Source organism: Methylocystis rosea (assembly GCF_003855495.1).
GTDB lineage: Bacteria > Pseudomonadota > Alphaproteobacteria > Rhizobiales > Beijerinckiaceae > Methylocystis > Methylocystis rosea_A.
The window spans coordinates 439,943-463,854 of sequence record NZ_CP034086.1 but is presented as its reverse complement, the minus strand read 5'-3'; the positions used below and the strand labels follow the sequence as shown (position 1 = coordinate 463,854).

17 protein-coding genes are annotated in these 23,912 nt (G+C 64.1%); 10 read left to right on the top strand and 7 right to left on the bottom strand.

The window, feature by feature from the left end:
- Positions 1-114 precede the first annotated feature (114 nt).
- Complete coding sequence (locus tag EHO51_RS02130) at positions 115-1,419, bottom strand: hypothetical protein (protein ID WP_124737503.1); 1,305 nt, start codon at positions 1,417-1,419, stop codon at positions 115-117.
- Between the two features lie 435 nt (positions 1,420-1,854).
- On the opposite strand from EHO51_RS02130, the gene EHO51_RS02125 reads away from it, so the two are divergent.
- Positions 1,855-2,652 carry a lytic murein transglycosylase gene (locus EHO51_RS02125; protein ID WP_124737502.1) on the top strand — a complete coding sequence of 266 codons (798 nt, stop codon included), beginning with the start codon at positions 1,855-1,857 and terminating at the stop codon, positions 2,650-2,652.
- Between the two features lie 70 nt (positions 2,653-2,722).
- Here the strand turns inward: EHO51_RS02125 and EHO51_RS02120 are convergent, their stop codons facing one another.
- Positions 2,723-3,475: a hypothetical protein gene (locus EHO51_RS02120; protein WP_124737501.1), complete on the bottom strand. Its 753-nt coding sequence runs from the start codon at positions 3,473-3,475 to the stop codon at positions 2,723-2,725.
- Between the two features lie 458 nt (positions 3,476-3,933).
- On the opposite strand from EHO51_RS02120, the gene EHO51_RS02115 reads away from it, so the two are divergent.
- The 9 genes from EHO51_RS02115 to EHO51_RS02075 all read left to right on the top strand — a co-directional run bounded on the left by EHO51_RS02115 (position 3,934) and on the right by EHO51_RS02075 (position 19,433).
- The gene (locus EHO51_RS02115; protein ID WP_124737500.1) at positions 3,934-4,701 is read left to right on the top strand and encodes a Bax inhibitor-1/YccA family protein; all 768 of its coding nucleotides are present in this window, start codon (positions 3,934-3,936) and stop codon (positions 4,699-4,701) included.
- Between the two features lie 113 nt (positions 4,702-4,814).
- Positions 4,815-5,543: a cytochrome c biogenesis CcdA family protein gene (locus EHO51_RS02110; protein WP_124737499.1), complete on the top strand. Its 729-nt coding sequence runs from the start codon at positions 4,815-4,817 to the stop codon at positions 5,541-5,543.
- Positions 5,501-6,718, top strand: a complete 1,218-nt coding sequence (locus EHO51_RS02105) for a DUF1624 domain-containing protein (protein WP_245434705.1) — start codon at positions 5,501-5,503, stop codon at positions 6,716-6,718. The genes EHO51_RS02110 and EHO51_RS02105 overlap by 43 nt, the downstream gene beginning before the upstream one ends.
- Positions 6,719-6,874: 156 nt before the next feature.
- Entirely contained in the window at positions 6,875-9,469 is a 2,595-nt protein-coding gene (locus tag EHO51_RS02100) for an MMPL family transporter (RefSeq protein ID WP_124737498.1), read from the top strand.
- Positions 9,470-9,542: 73 nt separating this feature from the next.
- Positions 9,543-10,109 carry a DUF2147 domain-containing protein gene (locus tag EHO51_RS02095; RefSeq protein ID WP_124737497.1) on the top strand — a complete coding sequence of 189 codons (567 nt, stop codon included), beginning with the start codon at positions 9,543-9,545 and terminating at the stop codon, positions 10,107-10,109.
- Between the two features lie 279 nt (positions 10,110-10,388).
- Positions 10,389-11,933, top strand: coding sequence for an efflux transporter outer membrane subunit (locus EHO51_RS02090; RefSeq protein ID WP_124737496.1), 1,545 nt, complete (start codon positions 10,389-10,391; stop codon positions 11,931-11,933).
- Complete coding sequence (locus EHO51_RS02085) at positions 11,930-13,189, top strand: efflux RND transporter periplasmic adaptor subunit (RefSeq protein WP_124737495.1); 1,260 nt, start codon at positions 11,930-11,932, stop codon at positions 13,187-13,189. The genes EHO51_RS02090 and EHO51_RS02085 overlap by 4 nt, the downstream gene beginning before the upstream one ends.
- Positions 13,186-16,326 (top strand): efflux RND transporter permease subunit, encoded by a 3,141-nt coding sequence (locus EHO51_RS02080; RefSeq protein ID WP_124737494.1) that lies wholly within the window; start codon positions 13,186-13,188, stop codon positions 16,324-16,326. Before EHO51_RS02085 ends, EHO51_RS02080 begins: the two co-directional genes overlap by 4 nt.
- Positions 16,323-19,433: an efflux RND transporter permease subunit gene (locus EHO51_RS02075; protein ID WP_124737493.1), complete on the top strand. Its 3,111-nt coding sequence runs from the start codon at positions 16,323-16,325 to the stop codon at positions 19,431-19,433. Before EHO51_RS02080 ends, EHO51_RS02075 begins: the two co-directional genes overlap by 4 nt.
- Here the strand turns inward: EHO51_RS02075 and EHO51_RS02070 are convergent, their stop codons facing one another.
- The 5 genes from EHO51_RS02070 to EHO51_RS02050 all read right to left on the bottom strand — a co-directional run bounded on the left by EHO51_RS02070 (position 19,434) and on the right by EHO51_RS02050 (position 23,857).
- A complete protein-coding gene (locus EHO51_RS02070; RefSeq protein WP_124737492.1) occupies positions 19,434-19,721 on the bottom strand; it encodes a hypothetical protein in 288 nt (95 codons plus the stop codon).
- Between the two features lie 147 nt (positions 19,722-19,868).
- Positions 19,869-20,594, bottom strand: coding sequence for a 5,6-dimethylbenzimidazole synthase (gene bluB, locus EHO51_RS02065; RefSeq protein WP_124737491.1), 726 nt, complete (start codon positions 20,592-20,594; stop codon positions 19,869-19,871).
- Positions 20,584-21,612, bottom strand: coding sequence for a threonine-phosphate decarboxylase CobD (gene cobD, locus EHO51_RS02060; protein ID WP_124737490.1), 1,029 nt, complete (start codon positions 21,610-21,612; stop codon positions 20,584-20,586). Before cobD ends, bluB begins: the two co-directional genes overlap by 11 nt.
- Positions 21,609-23,066: a cobyric acid synthase gene (locus EHO51_RS02055; RefSeq protein WP_124737489.1), complete on the bottom strand. Its 1,458-nt coding sequence runs from the start codon at positions 23,064-23,066 to the stop codon at positions 21,609-21,611. Before EHO51_RS02055 ends, cobD begins: the two co-directional genes overlap by 4 nt.
- A complete protein-coding gene (locus tag EHO51_RS02050; protein ID WP_245434704.1) occupies positions 23,063-23,857 on the bottom strand; it encodes a cobalt-precorrin-6A reductase in 795 nt (264 codons plus the stop codon). The genes EHO51_RS02055 and EHO51_RS02050 overlap by 4 nt, the downstream gene beginning before the upstream one ends.
- Positions 23,858-23,912 lie beyond the last annotated feature (55 nt).

The window sequence follows — 23,912 nt, the reverse complement described above, 5'->3', positions numbered from 1 at the left end:
TCGCGCGTTTGACGCGGCACGTGCACTGGATGCCGAACCGATTGCGCCAAGACTGGTCACGGCGCCGCGAGTGGCTATCGATTGTGGGCGGCTGCGTCGATCAACTACGAAGGTTTACTGCTTCTCCCCGAGCCGTCCGAAAAACTTGCGAACCGAATTCGCGGTGCGCTTCAGGAAGGTGGAGAAGCCGTCGGACTTCCGAGAGGTTTGATGGCTGGCGTTCCTGTCCTTGGCTTGATGCTTGGGTTTGGCGTCCGCGCCGGTATTGACGGCTCCGCGTTTGGACTCCGAGGCGTTTTGCTCTTGTTCGGGCCTGATCTGCTCACGCGATCTTTCCGGCGCCACGGCCGCGGGCTCGGCATTTGAATTCTTGTCCGGCTTTGCAGGCGCGGCGGATTCCGGAGCGGCGCGCGGAGCCGGCGCCGCCAGAGGCGCCGCTGGCGCAGCCTCATTGCCATGGAGCGCCTTGTCTCCCTGCTCACGCTCCTGGGATGGAGAGCGCGCTTTGCTTCCCTGCTCGCCGCCCGGCGCAACAGGATCGGGTTTCGAGCTTTCTGGCGTTGCGGCCGGAGGCGCGGCGATGATCGCGGCGTCGCTCGGCCCTGCCGGCGCGGCGCTGCTCGGATGTGGCGCCGCGTCGTTTGTCGGCGCGCTTCCCTTCTCCATGGGCTTTGCCGCCGGGGCGCTCGTCTCGGTCTTGGGCAATGCGCTCTGGCTGCGATTGACATTTTCCGTTTTTGTCGGCGGCGGCGCGCCTGCGCGTTTGGTTGAATCGGCAGAGCCAAAGAGCAATGTTTTGACGCCAATGACCGAAGCCAAACCGCCAACAACGACCAGACCGGCGATCATGATGATTCGGCCGGCGCGGCGCGGCGGCTTGTCGAGAACCGTTCCGCCGTCGCGGCTTACGAGAGGCACAAGGGCTGTTGCTGAAGCTTCATCATTGGCGCCTGTCGCCGCGTCTTGGTTCGCAGACCCTTGATCCTCGGACAGGCTGATGCGCTCCGCCACGGCGCCGCTATCTGATGGCGACGAGTCCAGATCTGAAATGGGATGGTCGTCGCCAACACGCGGCGCTTCTGCTTCATCAGGTCTGGCGATCGTTTCTCGTCGCCGTTCTTCTTGCTGGTGACGCTTGAAGCCTTCGATGAGCCAGTTATCGACGGGAACTTCCTTGCTCGCCGCATGCGGATGTCCGCTACGGGATTGATGGCTCGCCGCTTTTGCGCGCTCTTCCTCTTGCCGGCGCCTGAAGGCTTCAGCGATCCAATTATTGCCGGATCCATCGTGCGCTCGGCGCGTTTCGCCGATGTCGGCGCCGCCTGCGGAAGAGCCGCGCTCGCTGCTGCGCCGCGCGTCTTCACGGCGTTTATAGGCGCCGAGCGTCCAATCGCTTTCAAGAATTTCTTGCAAAATCATATCCCCACTCACCGGCTCCGCTCCTGCGCTCATGGCTGCAGCGATGATCATCCGGGAACGCATGAGGTTTACACGAATGATCGATGCTAGCTGACTGACGGCGTGCGTCAATGATCCTGGGCTAGACTCCGCCCTGGCCAGGCTCGCGGCGCGTGAAATCTGCGCTCGAACGACCTCCTAACGCAAGCGTCGCTCCAACAAGAACACCTGCGGCAGGGCCTTCAATGCCGAGCTTACGAAGCGCCATGTGAACGCTCCGTGTGAACGCGCCGTGTGGAAGCGCCATGTGGCGGTGGCGCTGAAACGGCCATTCGGGGTAAGCTCTCGCTAAGCGGGAAGAGGTGACAGAAGCTGGAACGCCGCGGCGGCCGAGCGGCCGCGCCTGACGGCCACGACGGAAGCGAGTCCAAAAATTTAAACAAAAGGAAACAGACTATGCGGACTGTCCTCAAATTTTCGATTGCTTTCGCGTTTGTTGGAATCTCGTATCCCGCTCTGGCGGCCCAGTGTGGACGCTCGGCTGCGGGCTTCGACAATTGGAAGCAGGAATTTGCGCAGGAAGCGCGCGGCCAAGGGATAGGTCAGGCCGGCATCAGCGCGTTGATGGGCACCCATTACAACGCGGCGACGATTTCCGCCGATCGCGGCCAGAAGAGTTTCCGCCTTTCGCTCGACCAGTTCCTCGCCAAGCGCGGCGGCTCGGCCATTGTGTCGCGTGGCCGCGCGCTCAAGCGCTCCTACGGCGGGCTCTTCGCCCAGATCGAGCAGCGCTACGGCGTGCCGCCGGGGCCCCTTCTCGCGATCTGGGGGATGGAGACCGGATTTGGCGCGGTGCATGGCAATCAGCACGCGCTGTCGGCTGTCGCGACCTTGGCCTATGATTGCCGCCGCTCGGACTTTTTCACCGATCAGCTCTATGCCGCGCTGACATTGGTGGATCGGGGCGCGCTGTCGCCGAGCGCGCGCGGCTCGATGCATGGCGAAATTGGCCAGACGCAGTTCCTCCCGAAAAACATCCTCAACTATGGCGGCGGGGGCAATCTCGACAACTCGGCCGCGGCGCTCAACGCCACGGCGAATTTCCTTCACGCCCATGGCTGGCGCGCAGGGGGCGGCTATCAGCCGGGCGAGAGCAATTTCAGCGCGATCCAGGCGTGGAATGCAGCTTCGGTCTATCAGCAGGCGATTGCGCAGATTGGCCGCCAGATCGACGGCGGCGGCGCCTACCAGTGACCCGTTAAACTAAAAATGCGCCGGCGCGATCGGCGCCGGCGCAATTCCCAAACGCCTACGCGAGGCGCCATCACTCAGCCGGAGTCGCCTCCGGCCCGTGATCCTCATCGGGCGCACTCGGCGGCGGCGGCGGCGGCGGAGGTTTGTGCGCCTTAGCCGCGGTCGTCGTGTCACGACGGCGATGCACGAGATAGATTAAGAAGGCGGCGATCGTGCCGAGGCCGAGCGTAAGATAGACGGGCAGATCGCGCATGAAGCTCTTTCCCACCGAGAAGGGGAAGCGAGACACCCATCGCTCACCGTGATCGCCCGTGACCGTGACGATGCCGACGAAATAGCCCGGCTCATTGAACGTATGTTCGAAATTGATCGTGCCTGTCGGGTAGCTCTTGGGTTCCCGGTAGGCGACAGTGACGGCCTGGAGATCCTGGTTTTCTTTCTCCTCCCCGCCGATGTCCTTGACGATGCGCAGCTCGACCTTCATGTCGCGCAGCTCTTCCTGCTCCGCATCGAAAACCATGATAATCGGCCCGGTGGCGGGAATGTCTTCGCAGAATTCGTTCTTGGACGCTTCCGGCAGATAGCCCGTGAAATTCATGATGTCCGGCCCAATGAAGAGCCGGCACCGGCCTTCGGCCGCCCCCAAGCGCCCATGCGCCTCTGCCGGAGCGGGCGCGCCGGCGACCATCGTCACGACAACAGCCGCGGCCGATAAAACAGCGAGGCGCAGGCCTCTAGCGAAACGGCAAGCGTTCCGCTGCGCGAAGCGATCTTCGCCCACGTCCGGCGCGGGATGCGCTTCCGGATTTCCACCATCACGCATGATGACCTCCTGGGTCTTCGTGTGACAAGAACACGCGACTCTCAGAAATGTTGCCTTCGCGCCGCACAAACCACTCCCGTCAGGCTTACGCTCGGGAGTCGCTCCTAACAACGCCTGAGGCTTGATGTTAGCGGATTCCGGCGCATCAGCAAGGGTGCGACAATCGGCCGCTGTTTCCGCGGTGCGCAACATGGCGGCCGTCTTTTCACACGGCGCGCCTTGGAATCGCCGGCAGCCAAACGAACGCCGCTGGGGAGAATGTATGTTGCAGCGCGAAATAAAATTGACCAAAATCAGAAAAATATTCTCCGCCGGCCTTCCGTCGTGAAAACACCTTAACAAGAGTTCATCAGTGGCAAGCTTGCCACCCAATTGAGGCGGAGCCATATTCAGCGCGAGGCTGGGAGCGCTTTCTCTATCGCGAAGCGCGGAACGGCCAAACAGACCAAGAGGAACACATGTCCAACTTCGACCGCAACACCAGCTTCGGCTACGGGCGCGGGGTCGCGCGGCCGACCACGGCTGAGATCGACCAGGGCCTGCGCGCCTATATGCTTGGCGTCTATAATTATATGACGTTGGGCTTGGCCGTGACCGGGCTCGTCGCGCTCGGCGTTTATATGCTCGCCGTCGCCAGGGTGGCGCCCGGCGCGATCGAACTGACGTCCTTCGGCCACACGCTCTACGCCACGCCGCTGCGCTGGGTGGTGATTCTGTCGCCGCTGGCGTTCATTTTCTTCCTGGGCGCGCGCGCGAACGCCATTTCGGCGGCGACGGCCCGCAACCTCTTCATCGCTTTCGCGGCGGTGATGGGATTGTCGATGTCCTCGCTTCTGCTCGTCTTCACGGGCGTATCGATCGCGCGCGTCTTCTTCATTACCGCGGCGGCGTTCGGCGGGCTGAGCCTTTACGGCTACATGACGCAGCGGGACCTGTCGGCCTTCGGCTCTTTCCTGGTGATGGGCGTCTGGGGGCTCGTGATCGCCGGCCTCGTCAATCTGTTCCTGCAGTCGACCGGCCTGCAGTTCGCGCTGTCGATCATCGCGGTGTTGGTGTTCGCCGGCCTGACGGCCTGGGACACGCAGAACATCAAGGACATGTATTACAGCAGCGACAGCAATGAAGTCGCGCAGAAGAAGAGCGTTTTTGGCGCGCTCTCGCTCTATCTGGACTTCATCAACATGTTCCAGTCGCTGCTGTTCCTGTTCGGCCAGCGCAACAACTAAACGGGCGCCCGCCCGAGAAAAGCCCCGCTTCGGCGGGGCTTCTTCTTGCGTAAGCCTTTGCGGTCCGGCCCGCCCTGTGGCAGACGCGCCGAGCGACCCACCGAGGAGCCTTAATGGCGGATGTCACATTCCCGGCTGCTGCGGCGGCGGGACTACTGTCTTTTCTCTCCCCCTGCGTCCTGCCTCTCGTGCCGCCCTACCTGACCTATCTCGCGGGCGTCAGCATGGAGGATCTCGAACTCGAGACGCGCTCCGCCGCGCGGCGCGACATTCTGCTGTCGTCCATTCTCTTCGTCCTTGGCTTTACGACGGTTTTCGTCGCGCTTGGCGCGACGGCCAGCGCCTTCGGCGGCGTGCTGCGCGCCAATATGCACATTCTGTCCTGGGTCGCGGGCGGCATCATCATTCTGATGGGCCTGCACTTCATCGGACTCCTGAAAGTCGACCTGCTGTATCGCGAGAAGCGCGCCGAGATCGCCAAGCCCATGGGGCTTTTCGGCTCCTATGTCATGGGACTTGCCTTCGCTTTCGGCTGGACGCCCTGCATCGGGCCGATCCTCGCCGCCATTCTCGCCGTCGCGGGGACGCAGGAGACGGTGCCGCTCGGCGCCGCTCTACTCGCCACCTATTCGCTCGGCCTCGGTCTGCCTTTCATCGGGGCCGGCCTGGCGCTCGGCCGCTTCCTCGCCTTCGTTGCGCGTTTCCGCCGGCATTTCGGAAAAGTCGAAAAAGTCGTCGGCGTGTTGCTCGTCTTCACCGGCGTCGCATTTCTCACGGGCGGCGTGCAGGAGATGTCCTATTGGCTACTGGAGCTGTTTCCTGGCCTCGCCAGGCTCGGATAGGCGGCGCGCAAAACCCGCTGTATGACGAGCACCGGCTGCCGGAGATCGACCGGCTGCGCGGCCTCGTCATGGTCCTCATGGCGCTCGACCATATGCGCGATTTCTTCGACGCGGACGTCATGCGCTTCTCGCCGACCGATCTCGATCACACCTATCCGTTTCTGTTCTTCACGCGCTTCATCACGCATTTCTGCGCGCCGACCTTCACCGTTCTCGCCGGCGTGAGCGCCTATCTCTACGGCGTGAAGGTGAAAGACCCCGCGGCGCTTACGAGATTTCTGGCCGCGCGCGGCGTATGGCTCATCTTGCTCGACGCCGCCGTCATAAGCCCGATCTGGAGCATGGGCTGGGGCCGAATCGAGCTATCGACGCTTTGGGCGATCGGCTGCAGCCTCGTGGCGCTCGCCGCCCTCTCGCGCCTGTCGCCGCGAATTGTGCTGCTTATCGGCGTCACGATCATCTTCGGCCATAATCTGCTCGATGGGATTCATGCCGCCGACCTCGGCGCGTTTGGACCGTGGTGGTCTCTGCTGCATGAGCCCGGCAAACTGCCCTTCGACGTGCCGGGCGGCGTCCTCTATCCGGCGCTTCCCTGGATCGGCGTCGGCGCGCTGGGTTACGGACTCGGGCCGCTGTTCCTCAAGCCGGCGATACTGCGCGACCGCACGCTTTATCTTGCTGGCGGCGCGGCGCTAGCGCTTTTTGTCGTGCTGCGCTTCTCCAATCTCTATGGCGATCCGCGGCCTTGGAGCGTGCAGCGTGACTCCGTCTTCACCCTGCTCTCCTTTCTCAACGTCACGAAATATCCGCCCTCGCTGCTCTATCTCTTGGTGACGCTTGGCGGCGCCGCGTTGACGCTGCCCGTGTTGGCGCGCGCCGGAAAAAGAATCGGCGACGCGCTGACGGTCTTCGGCCGCACGCCGTTGTTCTTTTATGTCCTGCATCTTTACGTCGGCGCCCTCGCGGCGCTGGCGCTCACCTTCGCGCGCGGCTATTCCCTGGAGGACGTCGCAGCCTGGGCAAAGAGCGGGGGGCCGCCGCCGGAATTCGGCGTTGGGCTCGCGGGCGCTTACGTCGCGTGGATATTGATTGTTTTGGCGCTGTACCCGCTGTGCCGCTGGTTTGCGGAGGTGAAGCGTCGACGCCGCGATCTCTGGTGGCTGACGTATTTATGACGACAGCGGCGTCAAATTGACGCATCGCGTCGCCATTAAGGTTTCGGCGTAAGCCGCCTTGGTGGTCGCGCAGCGCGCTTGTATAGAGGAACCCGACCGAAGAGCGCCGGTTCCCGCTCATATTAGGTCTTACGCCAGAAGGCGGGAAAAAACGGAATGCTTGAAAAGCTGGTCGCCTTTTGTCTCCGCTGGCCCTGGACAGTGGTTTTGTTCACTCTCTGCCTGACGGCGGGGGGCGTTTATGTCACCGCTGAGCGGTTCGCCATCGATACTGACACCGGAAATCTTTTCTCGCCAGATATCCCTTGGCGAAAGAATGAAGCGGCGCTCTACAAAGCCTTCCCGGACCTCCTCGACGTCATCGTCATCGTCATCGACGGCAAAACCAGCGAAGAGGCCGACGACGCCGCGAAGCGGCTCAACGCGGCGCTGCAGGACAAGCCTCTCCTGTCGCGCGTATGGCGCCCGGACGAGCACGAATATTTCCGCAAGAACGGCCTGCTGTTCCTGCCGGTCTCCGACATCGAAAAAAATGTCGGCGTGATGATCGGTCAGCGCGACGTTCTCCAACCGCTCGCCGAAGATCCAAGTTTGCGCGGCCTGGCGAGCGTGCTCGTCGGCAACTTCAAGTCCGCTTCCGGCAGCGACCGCGCGATGAAAATGTACATCAGCGGCGTCGAGGAGTTTTCCGCCGGGATTGAACAGGCGCTCGCTGGAAAGCAGGCGGAGGTCGACTGGGGCAAGCTGCTGGCGTCAGGCGGCAGCGCGCCCGCCGCGCCTGAAATGGACAAGCGACGCATCGTGATCGCCAAGCCGGTCGTCAATTATTCCGACCTTGAGCCGGGCGCCGACGCGATCAGGCTGGTGCGACAGACGGCGGCCGACCTGCATCTCGACGAACAACACGGAGTCAAGCTGCGCTTGACGGGTCAGGTGCCGCTCGCGGACGACGAATTCGCCACCATCTCGGAAAACATGACCCTGAACACCGTTGGCACGCTCGCCGTGGTGACGCTCATTCTGTTCGCCGCGCTGCGTTCGCCAAAGCTCATTCTCGCCGTCCTCGCCACCCTGCTCGCAGGTCTCGCCATGACGTCGGGGCTTGGGATATTGATGATCGGCCGCTTCAACCTGATCTCGGTCGCCTTCGCCGCGCTGTTCATCGGGCTTGGAGTCGACTTCGGAATCCAGTTCGCGACCCGCTATCGCGAAGAACGGCACAGCGACGACCATCTCGAACGCTCGCTGCTTTCAGCGACTCGGGGCATCGGCAGTTCGCTGACGCTCGCCGCGGTGTCGCTGCTCGCGGGCTTCTTCTGCTTTCTGCCGACCTCGTTCAGCGGCGTGTCGGAACTCGGACTCATCGCCGGCGTCGGCATGATCGTCGCCTACATCGCGACCCTCACCTTCCTGCCGGCGGCGATCAAATTGCTGCGCCCGCGCGCGGAGCATGTGCCGATCGCGACGACCTCGCTCGCCGCCGTGGACCACTGGATCGCGCATCACCGCGCCTTCGTGCTGATCGCCACGGCGATCGTCGTGCTCGCCGGCATGCCGGCGCTGATGCATCTGACCTTCGACTCCAATCCGATGAACCTGCGCGATCAGAAAGTGGAATCGGTCGCGACTTTTCTTGATCTCTCCAAGGACCCCAAGACGGCGCCGAACAAGATCGAGGTGCTCGCGCCCTCGATCGACGCCGCGCGCGAACTGGAAAAGAAGATCGAGGCGCTGCCTCAAGTCGATCACGTCGACTCGATCGACTCATTGGTCCCCAAGGACCAGGACGACAAGCTCGCCCTCGTCGACATGGCGGTTTCGCAATTACGCGGCGTGCTGAATCCCAAGCAGAAATCACCGCCAAGCGACGCCCAGACCGTCAAGGCGCTGACGGACGCCGCCAAGGCGCTGCGCCGCGCGACGGCGAAGAAGCCCATCCCGGCCGTGACGCGCTTCGCCAACGACCTCGACGCTCTCGCCAAGGCGAGCCCGGAGACGCGCGCGGCCGCGCGCCAGGCGGTGTTCGGCGGCTTCGACAAGATGCTCGGCGAAATCCGTCAGGCGCTGCAAGCGCAGCGCGTGACGATCGACACGCTGCCCGAGGATTTGCGTCGCGACTGGATTTCCGACACCGGCGTGGTGCGCGTCGAGGTGACGCCCAAAGGCGACAGCAATGACCGCGTCGTCATGACCGAATTCGCCCAAGCGATGCAAGCCATCGCGCCGGACGCGAGCGGTCCGCCGGTGATCGTGTCGGAAGCGCAAAAGACCATTACGCGCGCGTTTCTCGAAGCTGGACTCTACGCCTTTATCGCGATCTTCATCATCTTGGCGGTGGCGCTGCGCAATCCGCTCGACGTCGCCTTGACGCTGGGCCCGCTGGTTCTCGCCGGCATCATGAGCCTTCAGGCCGCAGACTTACTCGGCATGTCGCTTAATTTCGCCAACATCATTGCGCTGCCGCTGATGTTCGGCGTCGGCGTCGCCTTCCACATCTATTATGTCATCGCTTGGCGAAAGGGCGTCGTCGACATGTTGGCGTCTAGCCTGACTCGCGCCATCTTTTTCAGTTCTCTAACGACGGGCACCGCATTTGGCAGCTTGATCCTGTCGAGCCATCCCGGAACCGCGAGCATGGGCCAACTTCTCGCCATTGCGCTGTTCTTCACATTGCTCGCCGCCTTCATTATCGTGCCGGCGTTTCTTGGCCCGCCGCGCGCCCCCCCGACGGATGCGGGGGACGTGGCTTGACGGAGTCGGCGTTCCGCCGTTCGCTACGTTGAGCGAATCGTATTCATTGCAACCGAAACAGAGGTCCCGCGTCATGAGAAAAGCATTTCTACGCATCGCGATGGCGACGGCCCTCTGCGCCCCCACGGCGGCGTACGCCGCCGACAGCGTTTACGGCGTCTGGGTTCGCGAAGGACATCCGAACGACAAGCTGGAATTCTACGACTGCTCGGGCAAGCTTTGCGCCAAGGGCATCGAGGCGATGCCAGATGGCTCGCCGGCGCCTCAGGTCCTGCGCAACGCCGCAAAAACAACGCCCAACCACTGGGAGGGCGAGATCAATGATCCCGAAAGCGGCAAGACCTACATCGGCAAGATCGCGCTCGACTCGCCGACGACGCTGACGATGACCGGCTGCCTGGTCTCGTTCCTGTGCCAAAGCGAGACCTGGACGAAAGTCTCCGGCCCGACCAAGCCGGCGGCCGACGCCAAGCCCGCCGGACAGCCTGCCGCCAAAACGGCCGCGCCCGCGCCGGACGCGAAGGAGCCTGCCGCCGCGAAACCCGCAGCCCACGAACCAGCGGCCAAGGAGACGACGAAGCCTGCCGCCAAGGCGGCGAAACCGGCAAAAGGCAAGACGACAGCCCCTCCAGCGGAATAGCGGCGTGATGGGCGCGCGGCATTCGGTCCTTACCGATACGTAACTTGACCGTCGCGGCGCGCCGCGCGAGCTTAGAACTCACAGCTTTTCGCGCGTTGACGGCCAGCGCGCGCCTCCCCGCCGCCGCTCCGAGGCCCGCAACTCGCTGCTCGTCAGGTCTTCGGACGAGCGAAAGCGAGCCGCAGAGACGAGCGAGAGGCCTTCCCGGCGCCTTCGCCGACGCTTAAGGAAGGGGACGCACGCGGCCGTTCCCGCGGTCCCTCCGGAGACGTCTGCTACTTGATCGCGCCCGCTCTGTCTCGCTCTTTTCGACCAGCGCTGGCGGCCGCCGCGACGCTCGCGGCGGCGCTCGCCGGCTGTGATCTGGAGTGGGACAAGCCCGATCTCTCGGCCCCGCCGCCCGCGCAATTTCGGGAAGCGAAGCCGCAGCCACAGCCTCCCATCGCCGGCGGGCGGGATTTCGCCGCCAAATTTGGTTCGAAGGAACTGACCCAACTCGTGGAGCGCGCGCTCGACGACAACCAGGATATCGCAGCCGCAATCGCCCGCATCACTCAGGCCGACGCTCAAGCGCGGGTCTCGAGCGCTGCGCTGTTTCCAACCGTTAACATGACCGATATCGCTCGCTCCACGCGCGTTCCCGGCACGACGATCAACGTGGGCTCCTCAAGCACCGGCTTTAATCCTTCGACGTCGAGCACAGGATCGCAGCAAGGCTTCGACGCGCGGACCTTCGGCTTCTTCCAGCTTGCTCTTACGGCGAGCTACGAGGTGGATTTTTGGGGCAAGAATGAGAACGCCTCAAAAGCCGCGCGCATCCTCGCCAATGTCTCGCGCTTCGATCGCAACGTTGTTGAAATCTCGACCGTCGCGGCCGTGCTGAACGCCTACTTCCAGGTGCTCACGGCGCAGGACCGTCTGCGCATCGCCAATCAGAACGTCGCGATCGCGCAAGGGGTCATGGACGCCATCAACGCGCGGCTTGAAGCCGGGACGGCGACCGTCCTCGACACCTCGCAGCAGGAAACGATACTGGCTCAACAGCGCGCGACGATCCCGCCGCTCGAACAGACCTTGCGCCAGACGCGCAACAACCTTGCGGTATTGCTGGGACAGACCCCCGAAAGCATGACTGTAAAGGGCGGCTCTCTCGTAAAGCTCAAGTTTCCGCAGATTGCGCCAGGGCTGCCCTCTGAAGTGCTGCTGCGCCGCCCAGACGTCGCCGAAGCGGAAGCGCGCCTCGCATCCCAGGAATTTTCGGTGCTGCAGGCGCGGGCGGCCTTTTTTCCGTCCCTGACTCTGACGGGGCTGTATGGGTTCCAGAGTTCGATGCTGTCGACGCTCATTATGAGGCCGGACGCGATCGCCTGGCAGATCGCCGGCTCGCTCACGCAGCCCGTGTTCGACGGCTGGAACCTGCAGGGCCAATATGATCTGCAGAAGGGCCGATATTCCGAATTAGCGGCGCTTTATCGCAAGCAGATTCTAACCGCTCTGTCCGATACTGAGAACGCGCTGATTGCAATACGCGAAACGGACCGCCAGATGAAGCTCCTGGGCGTCGCCGTCTCCGCGGCTCGACGCGCATTGGACGCCGTAGAGATGCGTCTGCGGGAAGGGACAATCGATATCGTGCAGCTTGCGCAGACGCAGACGACGTATTTTCAGACGGAGGATCAGCTCGCGATCGCGCGTCTCTCCCACTTCCAGGCGGCGACGAGCCTGTATCAGGCGCTCGGCGGCGGCTGGTCGCCGACGACGCGCGAAATCGAGATCACGCGCTCCAACGCCGCTTATGAGGCCGACAGAGGACCTTGGCCATGAGCCGCATCAGCCGAAGGGTGCTGCTTGCCGCCGGCGCGCTCGCGCTCGTCGGGGCCCTTGCGTGGGCGTATCAGACGGGCAGGCTTCCTGGCTTCGCGGCCAAGGACCAGGGCCCGGTCGCCGGGCGTCCCGGCGGCGGGCGCAGCGAGGGGACCGTCACCGTCACCGCAGCCAAGGCGCGTCTCGACGACGTGCCTGTGACCATTGACGCCGTCGGCACCGTGCAGGCGCTCAATACGGTGACGATCCGCACGCAGGTGGACGGGAGGCTGATACGCCTCGCCTTCACGGAGGGACAGGACGTCCGCAAAGGCGACATTTTGGCCGAAATCGATCCGGCGCTGTATCAGGCGCAGTATGATCAGGCGGTGGCCAAAAGAGCGCAGGACGAAGCCAATCTCGCCAACGCTCGCGTCGATCTCGCGCGCTACGAAAGACTTCTCGTCGGCGCCTACGCCTCGAAGCAGCAACACGCCACTCAAAAGGCGTCCGTCGCCCAGCTTGAAGCGCTGGTGCGCGCCGACAAAGCGGCGATCGACAACGCCAAAACCACGCTCGACTATGCGACGATCCGTTCGCCGATCGACGGACGCGTCGGCATCCGCCTCGTCGATGTCGGCAATATTCTGCACGCCTCCGACCAGACCGGCATTGTCGTCATCACGCAACTGAAGCCGATCTATGTTGTGTTCACATTGCCTCAGCAGGCGTTGCCGGCGGTGCAGAAGGCTCAAGGAAAGGCCAAGGTTTCGGCGCTCGGTCCGGACAACGCCACGCCGATCGAAGTCGGCGAGCTGACCGTCATCGACAATCAGATCGACCAGCAGACAGGCACGGTGCGTTTGAAAGCGACCTTCGCCAATCCGAACCTGGCGCTCTGGCCCGGCCAGTTCGTCAATGTGCGGCTGATGCTCGATACGATGAAGAACGTCCTCGTTGCGCCGAGTCAGGCCGTGCAGCGCGGGCCGAGCGGCGCCTTCGTCTATGTCGTGGGGCCCGATAACGTCGCCACGATGCGCCCGGTGACGACCGGCCGGCAAGATGAGACGATCGCCGTTGTCACTTCGGGGCTCGAGCCCAGCGACGTCTTGATCACAAGCGGCTTTTCGCGGCTGTCGGATGGCGCGAAAGTGCGCGTCATGAATGCGCCGGAAACCGCCAACGCCGAAAAAAACGACCCTGGCGCCGAAGACCGGCGCAGCGCGCCCAGCGAAGCGCCTGCGCCTGCGATGCGAGGTAATCGAACAAGAAGATGAACGTTTCGGCGCCCTTCATCCATCGGCCGGTGGCGACGTCGCTCTTGGCGTTCGCCGTGCTGCTGTTTGGCGTGATGGGCTATCTGCGGCTTCCCGTCTCGCCGTTGCCGCAGGTCGATTTTCCCACGATCCAGGTGACGACGCAGCTTCCGGGCGCCAACCCTGACACGATCGCCTCACTGGTGACAGCGTCGCTCGAACGGCAGTTCGGCCAGATTCCGTCGCTGACCAGCATGTCGTCGCAAAGCTCGTTCGGGCTTTCGCAGATCACGCTGCAGTTCGACCTTGATCGCGACATCGACGCGGCCGCGCAAGACGTTCAAGCGGCGATCAACGCGGCCGCCTCGACGCTGCCCCGCAACCTTCCCTATCCGCCGGTCTACGCCAAGGTGAACCCTGCGGATACGCCCATCCTGACGCTGACGCTGCGTTCGAAGACCGCCACGCTGCGGGACTTGAGCGATCGGGCCGACACCTTGATCGCGCCGCAGCTCTCGCAGGTCACAGGCGTCGGGCGCGTGTCGGTGCAGGGCGGCGTCCGCCCCGCCGTGCGCATCCAGGCCGATCTCGGCCGGCTCGCCGCCAATCGCATCAGCATGGAGGAGCTGCGCCTCGCCGTCGCCGCGGCGAACGTCGCCGGCGCCAAGGGTTCGCTCGACGGCAGGCGGCAGTCCTATACCCTCGACGCCAACGACCAGATTCTGCGCGCCAGTCAATACAATGACATCATCGTCACGTGGCGCAATGGCGCGCCGGTGGCGCTTCGCGACGTTGCGCAGGTTGTCGACGGGCTCGAGAACTCCCGGGTTGGCGGCTGGCACAATGGCGAGCAGACGGTCGTTCTCGACGTGCTGCGACAGCCCGGCGCCAATATCATCAATACCGTCGAGTTGGTGAAGAAGGAGCTGCCGCAAATTCAGCGGGCGCTTCCCGCCGGCATGTCTCTTGAGATCGTCAATGACCGGACCGTGACGATCCGGGCCTCGATTTTCGAGGTTCAGCTGACGCTCGTCATCGCCGCGGCGCTCGTCGTGCTCGTCGTGTTGATGTTTCTGCGCAGCTGGCGGGCGACGATCATCGCCGGCGTCAGCCTGCCGCTCTCGATCATCGCCACCTTCTCGATCATGTGGGCGGCGGGCTTCTCGCTCGACAATCTGTCGCTGATGGCGTTGACCATCGGCACCGGTTTCATCGTCGACGACGCGATCGTGATGATCGAGAACATCGTGCGCAATATCGAGGAAGGCAAAGCGCCGCGTCAGGCCGCGCTCGACGGGGCGCGCCAAATCAGCTTCACGGTCGTATCGCTCACCGTCTCGCTTATCGCCGTCTTTATACCGCTGCTGTTCATGACCGGCATTGTCGGGCGGATGTTCAGCGAATTCGCGCTGACCTTGACGATCGCCGTCGTCGTCTCGGCGGTGATCTCGCTGACCCTGACGCCGATGCTCTGCGCGGTCCTGCTGCGTCTTGCGCCGCCGCGGGGCCCCTCCCGCTTGGAGACGCTTTCGCTTGCGCTCGACCGCGGTTATTACGTGTCGCTCGACTGGGCGCTCAAGCGCGAGAAGCTCATGCTCGCGATCACCGTCGCGACTCTCGCGCTCACCGTCGCGCTCTATATTGTGATTCCCAAGGGCTTCCTGCCGCGGCAGGACACCGGCGTGCTGTCGGTGGTTCTAGAGGCCTCGGCGGACGCGTCCTTCGACAAAATGACGACGCTGCAGGCGAAGATCGCCGAGGAGTTCCGCCGTGACCCGGACGTCAGGGCGGTGACGTCCGTGCTCGGCGTCGGGCCACTCAATGCGACGACCAATGTGGCGCGGCTCACCGTGATGCTGCGCCCGCATAGCGAGCGCCACGAGAATGCTGAAAAGATTGCGGACCGGCTGAAGGCCGCGGGGCAAAAACTCCCCGGCGTCGCGCTGTACGTCCAGCCGGTGCAAGACATCCAGATCACGACGCGGCCGAGCCGGTCACAGTATCAGTATACGCTGACCTCCCCCGACCGCGAGGAATTGCTGACCTGGTCGAATCGATTGCTCGACAGCCTGCGCGAGACCCCAGGGTTGCGCAATGTCGCCGCCGAAACGCAGGACGGCGGCCTGCGCACGCTTATGCGAATCGACCGAGAGAAGATGGGGCGGCTCGGCATCACCGCGCAGATGGTCGATGACGTGCTCAACGACGCCTTCGGACAGCGGCAGATCTCGACAATCTACACGCAATCGAACCAGTATCGCGTCATTCTCGAAGCCGCCGCGCAATATCAGCGCGATCCCTCGGCTTTGGAAAAGCTCTATGTCGCGCCGCTTGGCGGGGGACCGCAGACGCCGCTTGCGAGTTTCGTGAGGCTGGAAAACCTCTCGGCGCCGCTGACCGTCGCGCATGAGGACCAATTTCCGGCGTCGACGATCAGCTTCGATCTTGCGGAGGGCTATGCGCTTGGCGATGCGGTGAAAATGATCGCCAAAGCGGAGGCCGCGATCGGCATGCCGTCGTCGATCCTTGGCGTATTCAGCGCCGACGCCGCCGAATTCAACAAATCTCTGGCGAGCGAGCCCTGGCTCATACTTGCGGCGGTCGTGTCGATCTATGTCGTGCTCGGCGTTCTTTACGAGAGCTTCGCCCATCCTTTCACCGTTTTGACGACTCTGCCCTCGGCGGGCGTCGGCGCATTGCTCGCGCTTCTCTTATTTCGAATTGAGATGTCCATCGTCGCGCTGATCGGCGTCGTTCTGCTGATGGGCATCGTCAAGAAGAATGCGATCATGATGATCGACTTCGCGCTGGACGCCGAGCGCGACGACGGACTCTCGGCGCGAGAGGCGATCGTGCGCGCCTGCCATCTGCGCTTCCGTCCCATCATGATGACGACGCTTGCCGCGCTCTTTGGCGCGCTGCCGCTCGCGCTCTCGCATGGGCCGGGCAGCGAGTTGCGCATTCCGCTAGGCGTCGCGATCATCGGCGGCCTGCTGCTGTCGCAGGCGCTGACGCTTTACACGACGCCGGTCATCTATCTCGCCGTGGAGCGGCTGCGTGTGCGGCTCTCGCCACCGGCCGAGCCGCCGACCGCCGAGAAGGAGTTTGAGCCGATCGGCGAGTCGCCGAAGCCGCCTGCCCGGGAGGCTGCCGAGTGAATGTCTCCGCGCCCTTCATCAGGCGGCCGGTCGCGACGACGCTGCTCGCCAGCGCGCTCTTCCTCGTCGGCGCCGTCGCTTATTTTTTCCTGCCGGTGGCGAGCCTGCCAGCGGTGGATTTTCCGATTATCGGCATTTCCGCGTCGCGGCCCGGCGCCGATCCGCAGACCATGGCGGCGTCCGTCGCGGCGCCGCTCGAACGGCGTCTGTCCAGCATCGCCGGCCTCAACGAGCTGACATCGGCGAATTCGCTGGGCTCGACGCAGATCATCGCGCAATTCGACATCTCACGGCCGCTGGACGCGGCGGCGCGCGACGTTCAGGCGGCGATCAACGCCTCCATCACCGACCTGCCGTCGGATCTGCCGATGGCGCCCGTCTATCGAAAGGCGAGCCAGTCGAGCATGCCCGTGCTCGTGCTGGCGATGACCTCCGACACATTGCCGACGAGCGCGATTTTCGATGCGGCCGATTCCGTGATCGCGCAGCGGGTTTCGCAGATTCCAGGCGTCGCCGAGGCGCGCCTCGCCGGCGCCGAGCAGCCGGCGATCCGCGTCCAGGTCGACAGCGCGCGTCTCGCCGCCATGGGGCTTGGCGTCGACGCCGTCGCCAATGCGCTCAACGCCGCCAACGCCCATTCCGCCGTAGGGGCGCTGGGCGGCGATACGCGGGAGATCACGCTCGCGACGACCGACCAGCTGTCGACGCCCGAAGACTATCGCAACATCGTCATCGCAGCGCGCGGCGGGGCGGTGGTCAAGCTCGGCGACGTCGCCACGGTCGAGCGCGGCGTCAAAAACCGCAACGCCGCCGGCTGGTTCAACGGCAAGCCGGCCGTTCTTCTTATCGTCACCAAGCAGCCAAACGCCAATGTGATCGAAACGGTCGATCAGATCAAAGCGATGATGCCGCAATTTCAGGAGTGGATTCCGAGCGGCGTCAAGATCGATGTGCTTGCCGACCGCACCCAGACCATCCGCGCCAGCATTCACGACATTCAGCGCACGCTGGCGATCTCCGTCTTTCTGGTGATGATGGTCGTCTACGTGTTTTTGCGCCGCGCGACGCCCGTCATCGCCGCCGGCATCACCGTGCCTCTCTCTCTGGTCGGCACCTGCGCCGCGATGTGGGTCGCGGGCTTCTCGATCGACAATCTGTCGCTGATGGCGCTGACGATCTCGGTCGGCTTCGTCGTCGACGACGCCATTGTCATGATCGAAAATATTCAAAGCAACGCCGAGCGCGGTCTCAGTCGCATCGAAGCGGCGCTGGTCGGCTCCAAGCAGATCGGCTTCACCGTCGTCTCGATCAGCCTGTCGCTCGTCGCCGTCTTCATTCCGCTTCTTTTCATGGAAGGCGTGATGGGCCGGCTGCTGCGCGAGTTTTCCTGGACGCTGACCTTCGCCATTGCGATTTCGACGATCATCTCCCTGACCGTGACGCCGATGGTCTGCGCGCGCCTGCCGGCGCCTCGGGAAAGGGCGCCTTCGCGCTTCGATCGGCTTATCGAAGGCAGTCTCGATCGAATCGTCGATCTCTACGCGCGCAGCCTGCGGCCGGTGATCGATCATCCCTGGGCCACCCTTATTGTCGTGGTCGTCTCGATCGGCTGGACGGTGCGTCTCTACCAGACGATCCCCAAGGGCAGCCTGCCGCAAGACGACATTGGTCTGATCAATGGAACGACCGAGGCGGCGGGCGACGTGTCTTTCACGGAGATGGCGCGTTTGCAGCGGCTCGCCTCCGACGTTCTGGTCGCCGATCCCGACGTCGCCAATGTCGGCTCATTCATCGGCGCCAGCAACCTGACCGCCTCGACGAATCAGGGCCGGCTGTTCGTGGCCTTGAAGCCGGCAGATGAACGGCGCGCATCGAGCAAGGATGTGATCGCGCGCCTGCGCGGCGAATTCGCGAAAATTCCGGGCCTCAGCGTGTTCATGGTGCCATCTCAGGATCTGCGAACGGGCGGACGGCTGAGCAAGTCGCAATATCAGTTCACCCTGTCGAGTCCGTCGATCGAGATTCTCGAGACGTGGCGCGACAAGGTGCTGGAGCGCCTGAAGCAGGCGCCCGAACTCATTGACGTGGCCTCCGACCAGGAGCGCGGCGGGCTGCGCGCCAAGGTCGTCATCGATCGCACCGCCGCCTCGCGAATGAATGTGCAGATCGCCGCGATCGACGCGGCGCTGAACAGCGCTTTCGGCCAGAGACAAGATGCAATCGTCTATACCCAGCGCAACCAGTATCGCGTGATCTATGAGACGCCGCTCGAACGTCAGCGGGACATTCGCGACCTCGCCGGCATTTATGTCTCCTCGGTCACCGGCGAGCAGATTCCGCTCACCGCGATGGCCCGTATCGAGCGCAGCTCGATGCCTCTTGTCGTTCATCATCAGGGCGTCGTGCCGGCGACGACAATCTCCTACAACGTCGCGCCAGGCTACAGTCTTGACGCCACCGTCGCGGCGATCGAACTGGCGATCGCCGAACTCAATCCGCCGGGCGGCCTGCGCGCCGAATTCGCAGGCGATGTCGCGGATTTCCGCAAGGTGGCGGCGGGAATGGCGGCGCTGATCCTCGCCGCTCTGCTTTCGGTCTACATCATTCTTGGCATTCTTTACGAAAGCCTCATCCATCCGATCACGATCATCTCGACGCTGCCCTCGGCAGGCCTGGGCGCGCTGCTGTCGCTCGAACTATTCAATGTCGAATTCACCATTATCGCCTTCATCGGCATTTTGCTGCTGATCGGCATCGTCAAGAAGAACGGCATCATGCTCGTCGACTTTGCCTTGCAAGCGGAGCGCGACGGCGGCATGTCCGTGCATGACGCGGCGCTCGCGGCGGCGCGCGAACGCTTCCGTCCCATTCTGATGACGACGCTTGCCGCGATTTTCGGCGCGCTGCCGCTCGCCTTCGCAACCGGGATCGGCGCCGAACTCCGGCGTCCGCTCGGCATCACCATCGTCGGCGGATTGCTGCTCAGCCAGGCGCTGACGCTCTACACGACGCCGGTGATCTATCTGTTGATGAGCAAGCTTCGGCGCGCAAAGCCGGCCGCGCCCGCGCAAGCGCGGGTCACGCCGTTAAAGGTCAGCGGAGCTTAGCTAGTGCGCCGGCGGTTGTGGCGCCGCGAAGAAGAAGCGCAGCACCTGGGCCGCGCCGCAATCCTCAATCGGGACGTGCCAGAACTTGGAATCGAGATCGGGAAACCGCTCCATCGGCAGCTGGATCTGCGTGAGCCGCGCGTGATTGTCGAAGCCTCGGAGCATGGCGCGTTCGAGCAATTTTAGCAGCTGCTCTTCGCAGTCTGGCACTTCCGTGACGGTGAGAATGGTGTTGTTGGCGAGGGGGAAGTCTTTCTCGAACAGCTGTTCCAAATTAACCGGCGCCATGTTCGCGTCTCCGACGCCCCCGAGATGGAGCTTCGACAATTCAGGGATTCCTAACGCCCAACCCTTAACATCACGCCAAAAGATGAGTGACGCTAACAGGTTGTCTATAGGAGTCCACAGGAAAGCCGCGCTCAGCCTTTCAGTTATTTAAGGCGGGTTTGTGGAAGCGACCAGTTCTCCCCAGCTGTCCTCGAAGATCAGATTCTCCAAAGGCAGACGCGAAGCCCAGCGTTTCGCTTCGAGCTCCGGCAGTCTATAGGCCTGCGCGACATAGCCGACGCAGAGATAGGCCACGATGGCTATCTCTTTGGGAATTCTATAGATCTCGCGCAGATCTGCATCCTTGACGATGCTCACCCAGCCGACGCCGACGCCTTCGGCCCGCGCCGCAAGCCATAGATTTTGAACAGCGCAGGCGGTGCTCAGAATATCGGTGTCCGGCTGCTGCGTGCGTCCGAGCCCGGTTGCGCCAAACCGCGCGCGATCGCAGGTGACGCAGATGTTGAGCGGCGCCTTCACGATGCCCTGCAGCTTGAGGCTGCGATAGAGCGAGCGGCGCTCCGGCTCCAGCGCCAGTTCCTCGGCTTCGCAGGCGCGTTGAAAGGCCGCATAGGCGGCGCGCCGCTTCTCGGCGTCCCGGATGACGATGAAGTTCCATGGCTGCATGAAGCCGACGGAGGGCGCATGATGGGCCGCGTCGAGGATGCGCAGCAGAACGTCGCGCGGCACGTCTTCGGGAAGGAATTCGTCACGCACGTCGCGGCGCGCGTGAATGACGCGGTAGATCGCCGCGCGCTCGGCCTCGCTGAAGGCTGCGGCGGGCGCCAGATCCGCTGGCTTCTCGGCCGGCTTGTTCGGGGCCTCAATCGCCATTGACGCTCTCCAGCGCCGCGGCGAGCCGCGCCCAGGCGGATTCGTTCGGCGGCAGACCGAACCGCAGCCAGTCAGACTTTCCGGCGAAGCCTCGGGTCAATATGCCGCGCGCGGCGAGATGCGTGAAACAGCGAGAGGCCTGCGGATGCGCCGCCAGACGAAACAGCGTCGTTCCGCCCATGATGTGAAAACCGGCGTGCGTCAAAATCGCGTCGAGGCGCGCAGCGTCGCCCGCGCAGGCTCGCCCGGCGTTCGCGCGCCATGTGTCATCCGCAAGCGCGCGAGCGCCGATGGCGAGCGCCGGACCGGACACGGCCCAGGGTCCGAGCGCCGCGCGCAGTTTCGCCCCGCGCGCACGCGAACAGAGCGCGAAGCCGAGCCGCAAGCCGGGAAGCCCGTAAGCCTTGCCGAAGGAACGCAACACGACGAGGCTCTCATTCTGAGCGAAACGCGCGACGCTCCCTTCCGGGGTGAAATCCATGAAGGATTCATCGACGATCAGCAGGCCGCCGCGTTGCGACATCTGGGTGCCGGCGGACAAAATATCGTGCGGCTCGACCACGCGTCCGTCCGGATTATTGGGATTGACGATCACGCCGACGTCGGCGTTCGCAAGCGCGTCCAATGTTTCCACCGTATCGACCTGCGCGCCCATTGCCGCCCAGCAGGCGGCGTGCTCGGCGTAGGTGAAGCCGAGGATCGCGACGCGTTTGGCCGGGAAAACGCGCGGAAGCATCTGAATGAAGGCTTGCGCGCCGCCGCCTGGAACGACGTCGACTCCGGCGGGCGCGCCATAGGCCTTGCGTGCGGCGCTGTCGAGCCCGGCGAAAGCGTCATCGTCGGGTAGCAGCGTAAACACATCATCGGCGAGCGGCGGCAGCGGATAGGCGCGCGGATTGACGCCCGTCGACAGATCGATCCAGGGCTGCGGCGCGTTGGGATAGAGTTGGCGCGCAGCGTCGAGTCGCCCGCCATGCGCGACGAGCGGCGGCGTGCCGATTGCGGAATGCGCCGTCATCGCGCCATCTCCCAGAGCGCGTCGAGATCGATATGGCGCGCGCAATGCGCTGCAAGCGCGTCGAGCGTCTCTTCTATCGACTCCTCGTATCGCAGCGACGATTGCGGCGCGCCAAGCGTGCGCAGCAGCGACGCGCGCAAGCAATCGTCCGCGAAAATCCCATGCGCATAGGCGCCCGCCACACGCCCATCGCGCGAGATCGCGCCATCTGCACGCCCATCCGCCAGTTGCAGCGCCGGCCGCGTGCAGTCGGGACCGGTGGTTGCGCCGACATGCATTTCGTAGCCGCAGAACGGCGCGTCGAAAATCGGCGCGTGACCGTTGACCGGACTCAGCGTTTTTTCTCCCGTCAGCGTCGTTTCAACATCGAGGAGACCCAATCCCTGCGCGTCGCCGGCGGCGCCTTCGACGCCGAGCGGATCGCGGATGACGCGGCCCAGCATCTGATAGCCGCCGCAGACGCCGAAGACGCGCCCGCCGCGGCGGACATGCGCGAGAATGTCGATGTCCCAGCCGTTGGCGCGCAGCGCCGCGAGATCGGCGATCGTCGCTTTCGATCCCGGTAGGATGACGAGTTGCGTTTCCGGCGGCAGCGGCTCTCCATCCTTGAGGAAGACCAGGCGCACGCCGGGCTCGGCTTTCAGCGGATCGAGGTCGTCGAAATTAGCGATATGCGGCAGCAGTGGAACGGCGATCACCACGCCATCGCGCTGATCGTGGCTTCGCATGCGCAACCCGAATGCGTCCTCCGCCGGAAGCCGCGCCGCGGCCTCGAAAAAAGGCACGAGGCCGAGCGAGGGCCAGCCGGTCCGCGTTTCGATGAAGCGCAGGCCATCGTCGAACAGCGAGGCGTCGCCACGAAACTTGTTGACGATAAACCCTTCGATCATCGCCGCGTCGTCATCGCCGAGCGCCGCCTTGCAGCCGACGAGTTGCGCGATGACGCCACCGCGGTCGATGTCGCCGACCAGCACGACCGGAACGTCGGCTTCGCGAGCGAAGCCCATATTGGCGATGTCGTTCTGGCGAAGATTGATTTCGGCGGCGCTGCCGGCGCCTTCGACAATGACAAGCTCGGCTTCCGCTTTCAGCCGCGCGTAGCTCTCGAGCACAGGCTGCATCAGACGCGGCTTCAAGTCCTGGTAATCGCGCGCCTTCGCCTGGCCGACGACGCGTCCCTGCACGATGATTTGCGCGCCCGAGGCGCCTTGCGGTTTGAGCAGCACGGGATTCATGTCGATGCGAGGCGTAAGCCGCGCGGCGCGCGCCTGCAAGGCCTGGGCCCGGCCGATCTCGCCGCCGTCGCTCGTCACGGCGGCGTTGTTCGACATGTTCTGCGGTTTGAAGGGCGCGACCCTGACGCCGCGATTGGCGAAGGCGCGCGCGAGCCCGGCGACGAGCAGCGACTTGCCTACGTCGGAGCCCGTGCCTTGGATCATCAGCGTGCGGCTCATGAAGCGAGGAAAGCCATCGCCGCGTCGATGCTATGCGTCGTCGCGGCGTCCGCGCTTGCCGGACGCGCGATCATGACGACGTCAAGCCTGAGCATCCGCGCCGCTTCGATTTTGGCGTAGGCGAGCGCGCCGCCGCTGTTCTTGGTGACGACGATCTCGATGCGCCCCTCGCGCATCAGCGCGATCTCATCTTCGAGCGCGAAGGGACCGCGACCGAAGATCACCTCGCAGGAGGGCGGCAGGTCATCGGAGTCGGGCGGTTCGATCACCCGCAAGAGATAGTCGTGCTGTGGCGCGGCGCGAAAATCGGCGACGCCCTGCCGGCCGATCGCGAGAAAGACCCGGCGCGACGCGGCGCCGAGCGCGCTTACCGCTGCGGCGTTGTCGTCGACGTCGATCCAGCGATCGCCCTGCGACGAGACCCATGGCGGGCGTGTCAGGACGAGCAGCGGCACGCCGGCGACGGCGCAGGCGGCGCGTGCGTTGGCGGAGATGCGCGCGGCGAAGGGATGCGTCGCGTCGACGACATGCGAAATGCGCTCTTCGATGAGATAGCGCGTCAATCCTTCAACGCCGCCGAAGCCGCCGACGCGAGTGGGCAGATCATGCGCGATCGGCGCGCTGGTGCGGCCGGCGAGCGAGATGACGCCTGCAAGATGCGGGTCGGCGGCGATACGCGTCGCAAGCGCGCGCGCTTGGCTCGAGCCGCCGAGCACGAGCGCGCGGCGGCGCTCCGTCGGCGCGGACGAATGAGAGCATGCCGAGTCCGCACCCTTCGGGCCGAATTCCATCAATCCATTCACGCGCGTCACAACAACCCAGTCGAAGTTTTCACGAATGTCATTC

Coding starts and splice junctions, on each gene's coding strand:
- EHO51_RS02080 (WP_124737494.1), top strand. CDS start 13,186: ATGAACGTTTCGGCGCCCTTCATCCATCGGCCGGTGGCGACGTCGCTC.
- EHO51_RS02120 (WP_124737501.1), bottom strand. CDS start 3,475: ATGCGTGATGGTGGAAATCCGGAAGCGCATCCCGCGCCGGACGTGGGC.
- EHO51_RS02085 (WP_124737495.1), top strand. CDS start 11,930: ATGAGCCGCATCAGCCGAAGGGTGCTGCTTGCCGCCGGCGCGCTCGCG.
- cobD (WP_124737490.1), bottom strand. CDS start 21,612: ATGACGGCGCATTCCGCAATCGGCACGCCGCCGCTCGTCGCGCATGGC.
- EHO51_RS02115 (WP_124737500.1), top strand. CDS start 3,934: ATGTCCAACTTCGACCGCAACACCAGCTTCGGCTACGGGCGCGGGGTC.
- EHO51_RS02050 (WP_245434704.1), bottom strand. CDS start 23,857: ATGGAATTCGGCCCGAAGGGTGCGGACTCGGCATGCTCTCATTCGTCC.
- EHO51_RS02100 (WP_124737498.1), top strand. CDS start 6,875: ATGCTTGAAAAGCTGGTCGCCTTTTGTCTCCGCTGGCCCTGGACAGTG.
- bluB (WP_124737491.1), bottom strand. CDS start 20,594: ATGGCGATTGAGGCCCCGAACAAGCCGGCCGAGAAGCCAGCGGATCTG.
- EHO51_RS02095 (WP_124737497.1), top strand. CDS start 9,543: ATGAGAAAAGCATTTCTACGCATCGCGATGGCGACGGCCCTCTGCGCC.
- EHO51_RS02130 (WP_124737503.1), bottom strand. CDS start 1,419: ATGATTTTGCAAGAAATTCTTGAAAGCGATTGGACGCTCGGCGCCTAT.
- EHO51_RS02070 (WP_124737492.1), bottom strand. CDS start 19,721: ATGGCGCCGGTTAATTTGGAACAGCTGTTCGAGAAAGACTTCCCCCTC.
- EHO51_RS02110 (WP_124737499.1), top strand. CDS start 4,815: ATGGCGGATGTCACATTCCCGGCTGCTGCGGCGGCGGGACTACTGTCT.
- EHO51_RS02055 (WP_124737489.1), bottom strand. CDS start 23,066: ATGAGCCGCACGCTGATGATCCAAGGCACGGGCTCCGACGTAGGCAAG.
- EHO51_RS02125 (WP_124737502.1), top strand. CDS start 1,855: ATGCGGACTGTCCTCAAATTTTCGATTGCTTTCGCGTTTGTTGGAATC.